The sequence below is a fragment of the Pauljensenia sp. UMB10120 genome, from assembly GCF_030212035.1.
Classification (GTDB): Bacteria; Actinomycetota; Actinomycetes; order Actinomycetales; family Actinomycetaceae; genus Pauljensenia; species Pauljensenia radingae_A.
The window spans coordinates 1-16,835 of sequence record NZ_JASODH010000007.1 but is presented as its reverse complement, the minus strand read 5'-3'; the positions used below and the strand labels follow the sequence as shown (position 1 = coordinate 16,835).

10 protein-coding genes and 1 pseudogene are annotated in these 16,835 nt (G+C 55.0%); 2 read left to right on the top strand and 9 right to left on the bottom strand.

The genetic code is table 11. The annotated features are described in order from the left end of the window. Nucleotides 1-77: 77 nt before the first annotated feature. The 8 genes from QP093_RS07600 to QP093_RS07565 form a co-directional block, all read right to left on the bottom strand. On the bottom strand, nucleotides 78-1,832 hold the full coding sequence (locus tag QP093_RS07600) for an ABC transporter ATP-binding protein (RefSeq protein WP_058237733.1): 1,755 nt from the start codon (nucleotides 1,830-1,832) through the stop codon (nucleotides 78-80). Then, nucleotides 1,829-3,541: an ABC transporter ATP-binding protein gene (locus QP093_RS07595; protein ID WP_257525634.1), complete on the bottom strand. Its 1,713-nt coding sequence runs from the start codon at nucleotides 3,539-3,541 to the stop codon at nucleotides 1,829-1,831. Before QP093_RS07595 ends, QP093_RS07600 begins: the two co-directional genes overlap by 4 nt. Before the next feature lie 99 nt (nucleotides 3,542-3,640). Beyond that, nucleotides 3,641-4,306 carry a class I SAM-dependent methyltransferase gene (locus tag QP093_RS07590; RefSeq protein ID WP_058237731.1) on the bottom strand — a complete coding sequence of 222 codons (666 nt, stop codon included), beginning with the start codon at nucleotides 4,304-4,306 and terminating at the stop codon, nucleotides 3,641-3,643. Nucleotides 4,307-4,337: 31 nt separating this feature from the next. Continuing rightward, nucleotides 4,338-5,351 (bottom strand): saccharopine dehydrogenase family protein, encoded by a 1,014-nt coding sequence (locus QP093_RS07585; protein WP_058237730.1) that lies wholly within the window; start codon nucleotides 5,349-5,351, stop codon nucleotides 4,338-4,340. Then, entirely contained in the window at nucleotides 5,348-11,080 is a 5,733-nt protein-coding gene (locus QP093_RS07580) for a non-ribosomal peptide synthetase (protein WP_058237729.1), read from the bottom strand. Before QP093_RS07580 ends, QP093_RS07585 begins: the two co-directional genes overlap by 4 nt. After that, complete coding sequence (locus QP093_RS07575; RefSeq protein WP_074026238.1) at nucleotides 11,077-12,663, bottom strand: AMP-binding protein; 1,587 nt, start codon at nucleotides 12,661-12,663, stop codon at nucleotides 11,077-11,079. Before QP093_RS07575 ends, QP093_RS07580 begins: the two co-directional genes overlap by 4 nt. A gap of 15 nt (nucleotides 12,664-12,678) precedes the next feature. After that, a complete protein-coding gene (locus QP093_RS07570) occupies nucleotides 12,679-14,718 on the bottom strand; it encodes an ATP-binding cassette domain-containing protein (protein WP_285015983.1) in 2,040 nt (679 codons plus the stop codon). Between the two features lie 16 nt (nucleotides 14,719-14,734). Continuing rightward, entirely contained in the window at nucleotides 14,735-15,292 is a 558-nt protein-coding gene (locus QP093_RS07565; protein ID WP_157843532.1) for an ECF transporter S component, read from the bottom strand. 94 nt (nucleotides 15,293-15,386) lie between these two features. Between QP093_RS07565 and QP093_RS10065 the strand changes: the two are divergent. Next, nucleotides 15,387-15,665 (top strand): annotated as a pseudogene (locus QP093_RS10065) (hypothetical protein); the annotation flags it as partial. A gap of 6 nt (nucleotides 15,666-15,671) precedes the next feature. Beyond that, a complete protein-coding gene (locus tag QP093_RS07560; protein WP_257525629.1) occupies nucleotides 15,672-16,088 on the top strand; it encodes a 4'-phosphopantetheinyl transferase superfamily protein in 417 nt (138 codons plus the stop codon). An 87-nt stretch (nucleotides 16,089-16,175) separates the two neighbouring features. On the opposite strand, the gene QP093_RS07555 is transcribed toward QP093_RS07560, so the two are convergent. Continuing rightward, entirely contained in the window at nucleotides 16,176-16,436 is a 261-nt protein-coding gene (locus QP093_RS07555) for an integrase core domain-containing protein (RefSeq protein WP_257590358.1), read from the bottom strand. Nucleotides 16,437-16,835 lie beyond the last annotated feature (399 nt).

Below are 16,835 nucleotides of genomic sequence, written 5' to 3'. Positions count from 1 at the left end.
GCAATCAATCGCCTTCTACAATCGAATTGTCACGTTCTGAAAACAGCCTTCATACCGAATGGAAACTGTCCCCTGGCCTAGTCGGATGCGGTGGCAATCTTCCAGCTGATCGCTCGTTCTCTGGTATTCACGAAGTCACGGTAGATTCCGTCTTGTCTGCTCAGTTCATCGTGCTGTCCCTGCTGTACAACGCACCCATGGTCAAGAACGACAATCTGGTCTGCATTCCTCACAGTCTTCAGGCGATGAGCAATCATCACAACTGTCTTGTTCCGAGTGAGAGTTTCGATCGCGCTTTGCAGCTCAGCTTCATTTTCTGGATCAACGTTGGCTGTCGCCTCATCCAGCAGAATAATCGGCGCGTCCTTCAGCAGGGCACGAGCGATCGACAGGCGCTGGCGCTCACCGCCGGACAGTGTCGCGCCCGCTTCTCCCAGCACAGTGCTGTATCCATCAGGCAAGGCTTCGATGAAGTCATGGCAGCAGGCCTGTCGGGCAGCGCGCACCACGTCCTCATGAGTAGCTGTCGGACAGCCGAATGTGATGTTGTTTTCGACCGTGTCACTGAACAGATAGACGTTCTGGAACACCATCGCGAAGTGATCCATTAACCTGTCATAGGACCATTCCCGGACGTCGTGCCCACCCAGCGTCACGCTACCGCCCTGCACATCCCAGAAGCGGGCTATCAGCTTCATGAGCGTTGTTTTCCCAGAGCCTGACGGGCCGACGATGGCGCAACTGGTTCCCTGTGGAATTGTCAGGTTCACGCCGTGTATGACTGCATTTTCTTCGTCTTCGCCATATGAAAATGTCACGTCCTTCAGGACCAAATCACTGGTGTCAGCATGCGTAATGGAGCCTGCCTCAGTCATCAGCGGTGTGTTTTCCACTTCATTGACTCGGTCCATTGCCAGGTCGATCGACGGCAACATGAAGGACAAAGCGCCTGCAACCTCGATTTTGCTGTACACAAAAAACGCGCCAACGATGACGAGCAGACAGACAAACAGCTTCATCGAATCTGCGACATAGAAATATATGGATGCAGCAATCGCGGCAACGGAGAAGGTTCTGAGCACTATCTGTTGAATCATGGTCGGCGGAATACTGACCTTTTCCAGCCGATAGTTCTGACGTTCGGCCTCACCGATAGCTGTGTCCATCGATGTGTTATGGCGATCGGACATCCCGAATGATTTCACGACTCCCACGCCCTGGATGTACTCCATCACTGCATCTGCCAGCCTCGTCTGAGCATCGAGGCGGGCAGGTGAATATTTGCGCGACAGGACGATCATTCGGGAATTGACTACCAGCATGGCGGCCACGCCGCACAGATACAGCAGACCGATCCTCCAGTCGATGATGATGAATCCGCAGCTGAGGATCGTGGCATGAAGCACGCCGGTCAGCACGCGCACGACGATGTTGCCAGCCAGAGATTCCAGATCTTCCATCGTCGAGGTGCAAACTGCGGTCAAGTTACCCAGGCTGCGCTTGTTGAAAAAGCCCATCGGCATGAAACGCATCCGCTGGCCAATGTTGATGCGTTTGTCATCGAGCATCAGGTAGCACGCTTGCATCTCGAGGCTGTATCCGGCGTAGTGAAGGGCCGATGCCAGAACGACCGAAACTATCAGAAGTCCCAGGCTGATCCACATGATGCGCGCTGTCATTGTGCCATTGACAAGTGCAAACAACACCATGAACAGTGGAACGATCTGAATGGAAGTGGCCAGCGACCGTAGACATTCCAACGCAATTGCCCAGTACCAGGAGCGTCGGTGCGTGCCCGAAAAACGGAAGAACTTTGCGAATATCGAGATCATTTCGTCGCAACCTCCGTTGCCATATCGCGTGCCGATTCATGCGCGTCCCACATGTGGTGATAGAGCGGACAGTGAGCCAGAAGATTGTCGTGAGTATCGCAGGAAATAATGCGACCGTCATCCACAACCGCTATGGCGTCGGCGTCGATGACCGTAGAGAGTCTGTGCGCAATGACGATCATGGTCTTGCCTCGAGCCAGACGGCTGACGGCACCTTGAATAACCGCCTCATTTTCCGGATCCGTGTAGGCAGTTGCCTCATCAAGAATGATGATCGGTGCATCTTTCATCATCGCTCGGGCTATTGCAATGCGTTGGCGCTCCCCGCCTGATAGATGCCCACCGGAGAATCCGACGCGCGTGTCGTAGCCGTGGTCGAGTCCCATGATGAACTCATGGCAACCGCTTGCCTTCGCAGTGGCAATCACCTCATCATCAGAGGCATCTGGCCTGCCGACTCGGATATTGTTCATAACCGTGTCGTTGAAGAGATAATTGTCCTGAGCAACATAGGCAATGGTCTGAGAAATCTGGCTGAGCGGTATGTCGCGGATGTTCTGCCGGCCGATTGTGATTGTTCCGCCTGTCGCATCCCATTGCGAGGCAATCAGCCGGGCAATTGTTGACTTTCCTGAACCGGACGGCCCCACCAGCGCAGTCACCTTTCCTGGAGCCACCGTGAGATTTACCCCCTTTAGAACCAGCTCGTCTTCATAGGAAAACTCAACGTTTTTCATGACAATTTCCGATCCGTCGAGTTTGACCGGGGTGGACGGTCGTTGCATCTCAGGCTGCTCAAGCACCGAATTCAGCTCGTTCGCAACTGTCGAGATCTTCGAAATATCACTGGTGAATAAAATGGCTGTAAAAAGGGGTTCGATGATTCCCAGCGACAGGATGATGACCGTCACGAAAGTCGCAGCCGGCAAGGTCCCGTTGATTGTGAGGAGGCACCCTATCGGCAGCACCCCGACCAGAACCGCCGGCCACACATTCATCATGATGGCAGTCCATGGCAGTGTTGCGCGCATCCAATCCAGCATCAGACCGGAATTAGCCTGAACAGCTTCAGTGAATTTCCGGTAGGAGGAGTCGGTCCGGCTGAAGGCCTTGATCACTTCGATCCCACCTACATATTCAACAATGGCGGCGCCCATATGTTTCTTCGCCTGCACAACGCGGCCGTATTTTTCCGCGTAGCTCCGCATGCCGATCATGTACGCGAAGATGCCGATTGGAATTGTGACCAAGGAAGCGAGTGCCATTCGCCAGTCGAGGGCGAACAGGTACACCACTATTCCAAGTGGAACCATCACGTTTGCCGTCAGCTCCGGAATGACATGGGACAGAGGCACCTCAAGCTGTTCGGTTCGCTCAACGAATGCCGTCTTTAGCTCGCCCGAAGGAGTATTGATCAGATATCCCATGGGGACACGATCGAGCTTGACCGCAAGCGACCGGCGCATTTCGGAAAGCACAGCGAATGTTGCGCGATGAGAAATAAGTGTGGATGCACCTGAAAGAAGCGCTTTCGCGATGTGGCCCAGAACAGCGATCACGCACCACAATACGTAAAAGCCTGCCTGCGAGTGTCCTGCGAGCAATCTGGCAATGAGTGCAGAAGCAGCGACGTACGGAAGGAATCCGCACAGCACCGCCACTATTGCCAAGAGTACGGAAAGAAAATACTTGCCCTGATGGGGTTTCACACAAGCCCTCAGCACATTCATCGATGTTTCACATTCCTCTCACAGTGACCAAAGAGCCTGGATCTCGATGAACGGGGCTGGCCACACGACCCGGATCCTTTAGTGCGCGTGACGCATGGTGCATAGCGTCACCATTCCCTTGCGCACTTCGCGGATAATTTCGCAGCCACATGCATGCGCGATGTTTGCAATCTCGCCCGGACGGAAGACGTAGTGGCCGAGAAGACGCATAAGTGCCGTGTCAATTGGCTGTTTGTTGGGCGTTTCTTCGCAATAGGTCTGAATACGAAGAAGACCGTCGTCTGCGAGCGCGGATGCGACATGGTGAAGAGCTTTCCTGACATCTCCCATCTGATGCCATGCTCCGCAAAACCAGATTCCACGGGCGGCTTTCATAGGTAAGCCATCCATCAGATCTGCCTGCGTGTAGGTGACTCGCGCAGCGCTGGTCTGCTTTGGCTGCCTAGCGCGGGCAATGTTCAGGGCGTTGTGCGAAATATCGACACCATGAATAGTGGTGCCAGCGCAATGCGGCTCCATCGACAGTTTTCGCGCAAACCAGCCCGTTCCACAGCCGATATCAAGCAATACATCACCTGCACGCAATTGCCACCCCTGAGGTGTATGCGACAACAGTTCACGGTAGATCTCGTCAAATGTCAGAGATTCACCGGCATACTTCTTCAGAAAACGCGGGTGGATTGTCTCTTCATACCGCCGGAGCTTTCTGGGGCGATCCATGCTCCACTGCGAAAACGACTTCACGGTTTCTCCATTCAAGATTGGCGAACTGGTCTTACAAGCCTCGCTGGGTGCGGGAAATTCGCGCACCATATTCCTGGGATTGCGCCAACAGGTAGTCAGCAAGTTTCGGCAGATCAGCAACCTCGTAGGCTCCTGGTTTGATCTTGTCCGACACGAGGAATCGCGCTGCGCTGGCCGCCGCCACCGCAGTGAATTCATACGAAGTCAACCCTGACAACGACACAGTGGTAAGTTCAGACTTTCCCTGCATCGCGATCGACAGGGACGCAGGATGAGGCTGATTTGCCTCGAGGGCTTTCCTCGACACGCTGCGTGATGCTTTCCTGGCAAGCCAGGTGGAAATCACCGGCAAAGAGAAAATCCTCTTCTGCTGCAAAGCTGTCACCATCTGCCCGGACAGTGCTTCAAAGGCAACAAAGTAGCTGTAGTCCTGCACCTGGGGAAATACTTTGCCCACAGCACCGATATCGGGACACTCGTACCCGACAAATCGTTCTGCAGGTACCTGATGCGGGATTGTCACTATTTGCCTGTTCTGCATCATCCGATAGCCGCCATGCATTGTCGACATCATTGACTGCACGGCAGCCGCACCGGATGGCTGCCCTTTCCCGATGGTGAGTTCTGCACGAATCTGCGTGATGTCGTCTGTCGGAATGCTCATCATCAGAGCGGTCGACAGGCCAGGACACAGGCCCGCGCCCGTTACCATTACCACTCCGGCATCCCGTGCAGGAAGCGCCAGGATCGCTTCCCTGGCATCGATGGAGTCATTGACATCAATGTAGTTGGTGCCTGCTTTCATACATAGCAGAGCTACTTTGTCGAGGATCTTTTCGAAGGGACCGACACATGCGATCACCCAGTCATATGTGCTGAGCACATCGATGATTCTCGATGTCGACCCCGACAGGTTGAGCGTCACTTGATGCGGGTCGTCACTTTCGTGCCGCGAGCTGTAGTCAACGACGGCGTCGCTGTCAGCGAGCAGCTTTCTCACGCGAGTTCCGGTGACACCGGTTCCTCCCATCACCAGAATTTTCATGCCTGGCCTGCTTCCTTCACTGATTGGCGTGTACAGGTGTGAGTAATGAATTCTTCAACTGCCTGAACTGTCGGAGCGCTCGTTGGGCCGATGACAAAGGAATAATGGTTTCCCACTACTTTCTCTGTCTGGCGACAGTCCGCAAACTTCGCCCAGTCCGCGTAGTTATAAGCTTCACCGTCGTCGGGAACGACGATAAGGGTTGGAATGGCGCAATAAGATGGCGCGTACTCGTTTCGAGCAGCAATGAGGGTGCGCAAGGTGGACAGGTCGCGAACACGTACCTGGCCGGCGCAGACACCGAGGTCTTCGAGCAGGGAGTCGGAGAATGTCTGGGCGATCTTACACACCGCCTGCGGATCGTTCTCGACGCTGCTCCACAGCTCCAGCAGGCCTGCTGCTTTCTTCTCATACACCACACCGGCTCGTTTCAGCACTGTCTCATCGGCCTGCAGGGTGAATTCTCCAACGGGGGCATGGGCGCCCGGAGCCAGGCTGTCCAACAACACCAGCCCTTCGCACCGTGACGCCAGGAGGGACGCCAGAGCGTGCCCCAACGTGCCGCCGGCACTCCACCCCACGACGACAAAACGCGTCGACGGGGCGAACTGTCGGTCAATCTCGGCACGGTAGTGCTGCGCGATTTCTTCAACACTGATGTGCTGGGGCCATTGCCGGGCAAAGTAGTCAAACTTCAATCCCCAGATCTGAGGCCCCGCCTTCATTCCCAGCGCCAGGTCTCGATATATGTCGACGGTTCCGAACCCGCCGTGCACCATCACGATGACCAGTTCCTGGTCGCCCTGCCTGAGCAGGCTGAGCGAGGAAGACCGTTCATCCTGTTGAACCACGCGGGTCGAAAGCTGAGCGAGTGTGCGGATCGTGGGACTGGCCAGCGCCTGGGCGAGTGGAATCTTGCCGCCCGCATAGCGCTGCACCTTCTGAACCAGCTGAACAAAACCAAGAGAGTCGATGCCGACGTTGAAGAGTGATTCATCAAGATCAGTCTGCGAGTCCAACGCGTAGTCCTCATGAAGCCATCGGCGAATCTGCTGAATGCTTCCAGAAAGTTCGGTGGAATCGTTGCTTGCCTGAACCGTTGGAGTGCGCGTGTCGATATCTGCGCCTCGCGTGGATGCCCACGAATGCCGAATGGTTCGCAATACCTCGACTGGCACGGTGGAACTCAGGCTCCCTGACTCAGCGTACTGACGGAGGGAGGATTTAAAGTACGCAAAAATCTGTTCCATCAGGGCTGGATCGAGGATCTGCTCAACGAAGTCCCAGGAGATGTTCAAACCGCGTGCTGTTGGTAGAACCTGGTGGTCGATCAGAACCTGCGGAGTTTGCGAAATCGCATACTCAATGTGCCCGAGCACGGAGTTTTCGGCTTTCTTCGCATCAAAAAGCAGGGACGTAAACACAAATGGCGCCAGGGCCTGTCCTGCGAACCCTTGGAGACGCCCCATTTCTGCCAGCATCTGTACACCTGAGCGGGAATCGTCTATCTGTTCAAGAAGGAGTTGCTGGATCCGTGGCAATGCGTCCTGGCCCTCCGATTCATCGAAATCTATCAGGGCGATACCCGTGAAATCTCCGAACATTTCTTCGATTCCAGGCAGGTCGTAATTCCTGTTGTACGTCGTGACATTGATGCCGATCTTGCCCTCCCTCGAAGACAAAGCAAGGCTGGAGGCATATGCATAGAGCAGGACTGTGGACAGGGATACTCCCTGCTGTGCGGCGTAAGACCTGATCTTTTCCACCAGATCTTCGAAAACGTCCCACGACATTCTGCGCATATGTGGCCTGGCGACAACGCTCGTGTTCGCCGGCAGGACATTGCCGAGGGGGAATTCCTCCATCATGCGCTTGATTTCCGAGCTGTACGCATTGGCGCGGTTTTGATCCTGTATGCGCTTAATTGCGATCACGTGATCTCGATACGATCCCGCCACAGGAGGCAACTCTTCGCCTCGATACGCTCGGGCAAGATCCTTGATGAAGATACGCTGGCTCGCCCCATCGCCAATAATCATGTCGATGCTGAAGAAGAGCCGATGAGTCCCATCCGGCAACGCGTGTGCCTGCAGTCGGAACAGCGGCCATGTACCCAAATCAAAGCATTCGTGGCTAAGCGCCTCGCGTTCGCGCATTGTGGCTTCAGAGATTTCGCTGTCTGAGGCACAGCGCAGATCCTTGACGTCAACGGTGTAGCGGGGAACTTCCGGCAAGACACGCTGACGGCCATCATCGGTAAAGACGGCTCTCAGCATTTCATGTCGTTGAATCACCGCATTGAGAGCGTTTTCCAGGCGCTGCATGTCAGCATGGGTGACAGATTCAATATAGAAGTGCTCACCTACACCGCCAAGATCGAATCCCTGCTGACGCCCCACGTAATAGGCCATCTGCATCTCAGTCAAGGGGAATGGCGCATATGGATCATGTTCGATTGCAGTCATAGCGTTGTGCGACTGCTCAGACGCCTGGGCCGATTCAACCAGTTGCGCCGCCTGGAGGACACAGGGATTGCGAATTAGATCGCGGAACCTCAAACGTCTGCCGGTTCGTTCTCCAATCAATTTCAGCAGCATCTGGAATCTCAGAGAGTCTCCACCCAGAGCGAAGAAAGAGGCGGACGGGTCCTCGACGCGGGTGTGCAAGACTTCTTCGAAGAGTTCTTGCATGTTCAGCTGGCTTGAATCACTGGGGGTGCCGGCAACACTCTCCCCGCTATCACACGATGGCGAATTATCGTTGATTGTGCCTTCGAATAAAGCCTTCAAGGCTTTCTGGTCGAGCTTCCCGTTCACTGTCATCGGTATGGAATCAACGGGAATTAACGCACGCGGGATCATGTAGTCCGGCAGCTGCTGGGCAAGCTCGTCGCGGATCTGTGTGCCCTGGACACCATCACGCGGCACGTAGGCGCATACCAACGATGGGGTGTGCGCCCCTTCCATGATTGCCGCACACGACGTGATGACCAGCCCGGACCTGCTCAGTACTGATTCGATTTCTCCCAGTTCAATCCGGTGTCCAGATACCTTTACCTGTCGATCCTTACGGCCAAGGAACTCAACGAATCCTTCGTGATTGAACAGCCCGATGTCACCGGTCCTGTAGCACCGTCCCAGTCCGGGTATGTCACGAAATGCCTCTGCCGTGAGCTCAGGTTGGCGGGCGTATCCCAGAGCGACTCCCTGCCCTGATATCCAGATGTCACCGGGCACACCTCGTGGGCACATCGTCAGGTCGTATCCCAGGATGTGAATTCCCTGGCCCGCCAATGGGTAACCATACGGGATTCGGTTATCGAGGCTGTCCTCGTCGAGTGGGAACTGAATCGACCATATGCTGGCCTCCGTTGCGCCCCCGAGACTGTAGATCTGAGCGTTGGGAAACACGGCGTGCGCACGCGCCGGCATCGATGCCGGAATGCGGTCACCGCTGAGCATGATTGTCCTGACAGAGTCGAATCTGTCTGTTTGCTCGCAGCGCAGCAGTGCCAGTTCCATGAGGGCCGGCGCGGAATTCCACACAGTGATGTCCTGAGTGCGCAGAACATCGATAATCCGGTCGGCGTCTCGTTCATCGTGAACCATGACAAGTGTGGCGCCGGCAGCAAGTGAACCGAAGATGTCGTAGACGGACAGGTCAAACCCCAGGGACGACAAACCAATGATTCGCGAGTGTGAATCGACTCCATAGCGATCGTTGATGTCACTGATGGTCCCTACTGCACCGCCGTGGGAAATCTCCACGCCTTTGGGAACGCCGGTTGATCCTGACGTGAAGATGATATATGCCAGATCTTCACGCGATGGCGATGCATCTGAGACGAATTCACGCTTCACGCGGCTTTCACGCAGAGCCTCGTCGGTCGTGATCGTAACGGACCCTGGGATAAGGCGGCGGATCGCATCGCGACGGTATGCAGGCAGATGTGCTGCAACTGGAACATAAGCGGCACCGAGACGCAACGCCGCGACCATGGCGACAACGTCGGCAGAGTCTTTAGCGAATTCAATAATGACTGTGCTTTTCTCGCGCGCACCTTTTTCACGCAGATAGGCTGCCACGTTACCCGATGCTTCCCACAGCTCCTGATAGGTATAGCCGGGATCGGCAATGATTGCCTGGTGCGTCGGGTACTTCCGCACTGAATCTCTGACAAGGTCGAGCATGGTTCGCACCGAGTCGCCGGCCCGAACCGAATTGTATTTTTCGGACTCAATGACGGTGGCCTGATCAACCACGGGCAACGCATCGTGACCATCTGCGATGCGAGCCAGGAGCGACTTAAGGCACTCGAACATGTCTGTGGCATAAGGGAAATATTCGGGCACCACGTCCCACGACAGGTTAATCTGCCCATTTCCCGCCGGCATTGCCTGCATGTCGAGGCTGACTTGCGCTGTTTGAGTGTACAGATAGTCAATCTTCAGGTCAGAATTGGACGAGCCACCCAGATAACTTGTAAAGACAATCGAAGCTGTGGCCTGTTCCTGGTTTTCTTCCGTGCGCAGGAATTCAGTCATCACCTCCACCCCGCTGACGCTGCCGTGCACGATTCCGTCATGCATGTCTCGACTAATCGTTGATGCCAGTTCACCGATAGTGTCAGGATTGTCGACATCAATTCCCATCAGCATGGATGACGTAAAATCGCCCATCACTGACTTCCCCGGATCAAGTGCAGTTCGCCGTGAAACAGTCACGTTGCACATCAATCCCGGCGAATTGTTCCATCGTGAGACAACAGCAGAACATGCAGCCAGGATCAGAGCTGAAAGGCTCGCACCTGCCTTTTCAGCGACGCGTTCCAGTTTGCGTGACAGGTCCGCGTCCAGACGGTTATTCAGTCGCTCTGTGTGCCAGGGGTGATCTCCCATCACGCGGTGGGCAGGACACGTAGGCGTTGGAAAGTCCTGCACTTTCGTGCGCCAGTATTCCAGGTCACGCTGCCGCACAGATGCCTGAAGATGCTCAGTAGTGAGCCGGGTAGCCTGCCTCAAGGGCATTGCTTCAGGAAGATCCTTTCCTGTCAGAATGTCTCGGAGCTCGCGGAAGAAGACATACAGTGATCCGGCATCCATGATCACCATGTTGAAGTAGGCACACAGTGAAGCGTTTTCGTTGCCGAGAATGCGCACTCCCACCAAAGGCCCGTCTTCATTCGACTTCCGTGCCTGCTCCATCAGCTCCTCTCGCACGCGCGACCGGGCTGATGGCGAATCATCCTCTTGAGTTTCTATCGAAATGCTGGAGTCGGTGCGCTTCAGCGTACCTGTCTCCAGGTCGGGACGGTAGCTAAAGACATCATGGCGCTGAGCGATTGTACGCACAGCGGCAGCAACTTCATGAGCACTCGTCTCAAAGGCGGCTTCAGCATAAATGAATGTCGATTGCCCGCCCAGTTCAATGTCCTCTTCCGATCCCAGCAGATACGCAATCTGGATCGGACTCAGGCTGATTTCGTGATCGGGATCGGCAGCCTGATCAGATTCCGCCCGTTTTTCGATAATTCCAACCAGGTCACCAACAGTTGCGTCATAGTCCAGTCGGGACAGATCTATGGTGGCTGACAAACGCGCTTCAAGGCCGAGCACAGCTTGCATCAGCATCATCGAATTGGGTATACGAGCCCGCAGCAGATCATGAGGTTCAAACGTGACATCCACGATTGATTCAAGGATGTCGCATACAGTCTGTGCGTCCGTCACAGGAGGACCTCCAACTCTCGACGCAACTTTTTGCCGTTGGCAGTATGCGGAATCGCGTCAATACGCATAATCCTGCTGACCGGAATTCCGGCATCGGTCGCCATCACGCCGATAATGTCCTTATCGCTGACGTTCTTTTCGGTCACGGGAACAAACACAACCACCTGTTCTTCACCGCTTTGCGGGTCTGTTCGTCCCAAGACAACTGTCTCGATCTCCAGTTTTGTCATCAACAGGGATTCCAGGTCCGGTGAATAGTAGTTTTTCCCGTTAACAAAAATGATGTCTTTCTTGCGGGCAACGACGTAAAGGTTGCCCTCGTGAATCAACCCGATATCGCCGGTAGCAAGGAATCCATCCGAGGTGAGATCATGTTCAACAACACCGTTCATGCCTATCGACTCGTGTGTCAAGGAGGTTCCACGAATATAGATTTCACCCACTGTGTCAAGGGACAGCTGCTCACCGGCGTTATCACGAATCGACACTTCCATCCCAGGTACTGCCTGACCAACCGATACGAATTCCGCTCCGTCGGGTTGGGCAATATCGACATAGCGCGCACCGATCGCCACACGGGCTCGATCCAGACACACTGCCGTCAACGGCTCATATATCTGAGTGGTGGAAATCTGCAGACAGGCCTCTGACATACCGTAGGCCACGACAACGGCATTGGACCGAAGCCCGAATTTCGCCAGAGCCTCGCAGAAGGCATGGGCTGCTCTGCTGTCAACAGGTTCAGATGCGCTGATTATTTTCTGCACGCTGGACAGATCGTAGGAGGCTCCCTCGGGAATCCCGCGCGCCTTGAGGTAACGCAAAACATGAACAAACCCGAAGTTCGGGCATACTGTTACGGTTGCTCGATGGCGTGAAATGGCTTCGAACCAGTTCAGCGGGTTCATGATGAAGTCTGACGTCGGCATCAGAACCTGTGAATAACCACGGAAAATTGAATAGACATGGAAGCCGAGCAGTGAGAAGTTGTGCGTGAGCGGCAACCAGGTGAGCATGCAGTTCTCAAAACGCTGTGGCTGTCGAGGAATGGTCGCCTGCATTGCAGACATCAGGGTTTCCTCAGTCAGGATGATGCCTTTGGGGTCTCCTGTTGATCCCGACGACATCTGCACCAGCCGAATGGATTCGCCGTTTGTCTCAGACAGAGGCAGTTCTTCGTATGTTTCAGTGCTGTTAACTGTCTGAACCGGCAGACACCGTTCACTGTGGATATGCGGCGCAGTACGTTCATCGGTAAGAATCACAGCGTCCGGCAGCATGTCGGCAATGCGGCTTACACGTTCCTGATCGTTGGTGGACACGGCTGGCGGTGCAGCTACAGGTATGGCGCCCAGCCAGATGCAGCCCCAGAACAAATCAATAAGATCGCGATTACCGGTGAGCTGGAAGACCACGTGCTGACCTGGGCGCACTCCCCGGGCAGCGAGTTTCCCTGCGACTCTCGGGCTCTGGTGGTAAAGATCAGAGTAGCTGAGGAAACTTTCCTCGCCGCGCACAATAAAGGTTATACCTTTGTTTTTTTCGTTTTCCAGATCCTCTAAAACAGACAGGAATTTTCGCATAATCAATACTCTTTTCTAAATCCAGATCGATATGACAATGGCCAAAAAGATCAATAAAATCGTTATTGGGTCGCGCAGCCGCCATAAATAAGTGTGGCGATATGTTTTTTTCGAGAATCGACCAAAGCCACGCGATTCCAACGTGTCGTTCAGACGTTTCGAGTACCTAATGGACTCGACGAATAGTGGAAATGCATAGCGCACAGGGAGCAGAATTCGCGTCAGAGCTGCATTGAATGCGCTGCCCGCTTTGACGTTTCGCAGTCGTACTGCGGCTGCTATGAAGGGCTGGGTGTTGTGCAGATACTGCGCAATCGACACGCCGCTCAACATGATGCTGCAGTATGTGTACGGCACTTTGAGCCGCTGCGATACCGCATCCGCCAGTTGGGTGACGGTTGTCGCCGATCCGGCCCACAACGAAGCAGCCAGGATCAGCGATCCCAGTGCGCCGTGTCGAGCAATGCGCGCCACATCAAGAGTTGCTCCCACATACCAGCTGCCACGCAGCGCCATGAGGGAAAAGGCCAGACCTGCGCACGTTGCCGCGACAGCGTGGAACACGAAAGTGCGCCAGTTTCTGTGGAAAGGTACAGCAGCCAGAAGAGCTCCTGCGCTGAGGGCCGCAACAGCCTCCGCATGAGGAAGCACAATCCCCAGAACGATGAGTCCGATGAGCACTCCGATAGCGGTGACCGGGTTCAGGGGAACGGTCGCATCTGCTGGGCGGCGACGGGAACGGACAGGACCGTGTTCATCGGATTTGACTTCAGAATTCACACGCGTGTGCGTACGACTCATATCGACACTGACGTCACGCGGCAGCAGTTCCTCGTCGTGTGAGCTGACAACAACTATTCCACCGTTGCGCGCATAGGCCTTCAGGACTGTTCCCAGCACCTGGCTTTGGTTGAAATTCGCCGTTGGCTCATCCAGGACAACTAGAGGACGGTTTGACAACAAACACAGTACGATCCCCAAGGCTCTTTTACGGTTCCCACTGAGCGAGTATGGAGATTCGCCAAGAAGATCGGTCAGCCCAAAAAGTTGCGGCAAAACAGCAAGATCCTGCGGACTCAAAGGACCCTTACTGTCGCTCCTAACGAAGGCACTATTCAGTTCTTCTTCAACAGTGTTCAGGACAAACTGTCGTTCAGGATTTTGCTGCGCCCAATCGAGCATTCCATCTGGAAGCCGGCGAACACGTCGACCATTGACCGTTATTTGCCCACCGTCAGGTTTGACAGCTCCGGCGATAACGGCCATGAGCGTTGTCTTGCCGCACCCATTTGGCCCAGTCAGCATGTAGATGTGTCCAGGTTGAAGGTCAAGGCTGACAGCATCCAGTCTGACAGGATCGTGACCGCATGTGATGTTGCGCAAACTGATGGCGGGGCCTTTCAGGGCACCGTGTGCGTGTTCGAATGAAACAGGTTCTGGGGCGCGGTGAGGCTGTCGCGGTCGAGGAAGAGCGACGAGGGAGTCTGCCCACTGCGGCTTTAGGGTCCGGTTCTCACACAGGACAACTGCGATTCCATCATCTGCCAATTGTCGCAGGACGTGGTAGACAGTGTCCCGACCTGCTTTGTCGATGTTGCTGCACGGGTTATCAAGAACCAGCACGTCGGGTCTCCGGGCGATCGCCGAGGCTAACGCCAAGCGCTGACGCTCTCCGCCGGAAAGCGTCCACGGATTTCTCGCTTCAAGTCCTTCCAGCTCCATCGCGCGGAGTGCCCATTGGCATCGCTTTTTCACCTCGACCGGTGGTAACAGGAGATATTCAAGCGAACTGGCCGTTTCGTCCAGTACTGACAGTGTCGCTACCTGACTGTCGGCATCTTCTCCAACGTAGACGACTTCGTCGCACTGAACGTGACCGCTTACGTGTAATGACGACGGCAGTAGCCCGCTCATGGCTCTGGCGTACAGAGTTTTTCCACTTCCGTGTTCCCCACTGAGCACGCAGAGCTGGCCGCGCGCGACCTGGAAAGAGATGGGACCAACAATTGTTTGCCCGCCATCAGAGATAACGGCAAGACTTTCCACTGAAAGCATCGGCAGCGGACCGTCACTAGTGCTCGCCGAGTACGCCGGTCAGACGCACCTTGGATCCGATGAGGAAGCACAGCCAGGTTCCTGCCAGCGCAGAAACCAGTGCGATCAGCATGCAGATGATCGGAAGCGTGATGCCGGGCGTTTTGATTCCGATACTTGCGGGCACCATGAAACCCATGAAGGCACCGAGGATACCTCCGGCCACGTAGTACTGAACGGTTCGCCAGGACCGGTACAGAGTCACCAGGAATGGAATCTCGACAATTAAACCTTCAAAAAGCAGAGCTGGAATTGCCGCCAGACCAAAGGGGGTTGTAACCGCTGAGATTACGCCGATAGCGCCGCAGGCGAGCAGAGCTGAGCCGGGACGCCTGACAAGTACGAGGGGCAGAAGGCAAGGAATCACCCACAGTCCCAGAGTCAGGGCAACAAGGTAAGTGTGGGCAAGGGTCGCGAAGATCTGCAGATACGTCAGCGGAACAATAACTATCGACCCAGCGACTCCAACTGCGACAGAGACGAGGAGTGCCTGCGTTATCGATAGATTCTTTTCATTCTTTACTTCCGCGTTCACAGAGCGACCCCTCTCGGTATAACCAAGCACTATTTACATAGTTAGGTTAGGGTAACCTAATTCCTAAAAATTATGCAACAAGGATTTTTTAAAAATGTGCCGACAGGTCTATGAGGGCCTCTTTCCAGTACAGGTCTACGCGCGAGTGGCGTGGGGCATGCACGAGGAAGTGCTATTTGCGTCAGAGCGCACGTATCTACGAGGGGCGACGCGTCAACGGCGCGAGGAATTCATCAGCGTGCGAGCGTGCGCACGAGATGCCCTGAGATGTCTGGGCCTGTCCCGACCGCCATTGATCGCGCACGCTATTCGAGGATTGCAGTGGCCGGAAGGGACAACTGGTTCACTCACACACACCGGACAATATCGTGCTGCAGTCGTGGCATCGTCACAGGACGTGACAGGAATCGGAATTGATGCCGAGAGCGCGTTGCCACTACCCGAAGGGCTACGAGACCGAATTCTCACCCCCGGGGAGTGCCAGATTTTTCGCAGAACACCAGCCCTGGAAAATTCAGCGTGGGACAGGATCATTTTCAGTGCGAAAGAAGCCGCCTACAAGGCCTATGCTCCAGCGACCGGTCGCTTCCTGGATTTCCTCGACTGCGAGTTAACTACAGACCTGCAGGGAAAAGACCCACTCCGCATTGATTCCGGTCGCTTCGGTGTAGTGATGAAAGGTCGTGATAGAGCGCTCATTAACGGAGCCTGGATCATCGCCAATGGCTTGATTCACAGTGCTGCCTGGATAATGAGCGGAGTCACTGCTGCCTCATCCATGTCCCCTAATTGCTAAAAAGCCGGTTAGAGCCATCAGGAAAAGACCCTCATTTTAATAAAAGGCTTTGGGGTGCGCGAAACTGACGTGTCCTGGGTTTGCTTCCTAGGCGTTTGCCCTGGTTTCCATTTTCTTTGATGTGCTCGCGATGTTCCAGTAGTCGTTCTCGATCTCGACCGGGTTGCGGTAGTCGAGGCCTTGGTGGAGACGGGTGCGGCTCCACCAGTTCACCCATTCGAAAGTCGCGACCTCAACCTCGAGCACATCACGCCATGCGCGGGTATGGACCAACTCGTTCTCATACGAGCCATTGACGTTCTCGGCCAACGCATGGGCGTTCAACGCTAGCTTCTCGAACCTCGTCACGCTGCACACGGTGGTCTGTGAATCGGCACTTCCCCGCGAGCGTGGCGTGCCGAATTTGCGCCTCCCGATGCACATACCCCTAGATTTAAGGCCTCCCGATGCACATACCCCTAAATCTTCGCCTTTTCGTGCACATACCCCTAGATAAAGAGGGCGTGCTGCCTCGTCCGGTACCTGCACTACGCCGTGACCTGCATGTTTGAAATTCGGGTGGAATGTAGCGCCGTTAGATCTAGGGGTATGTGCATTTTGGCGAGAGTTTTTAGGGGTATGTGCACATCCGCACGCCTTTTTTAGGGGATTGCGCACGGCTGCACGTCATGGGGTTAATGCCCGGATTGTGTGTACGTGGTGTTGGTTTTTGTTCGGTGTGTCAGGGATTTGAGCGCTGTGTACATG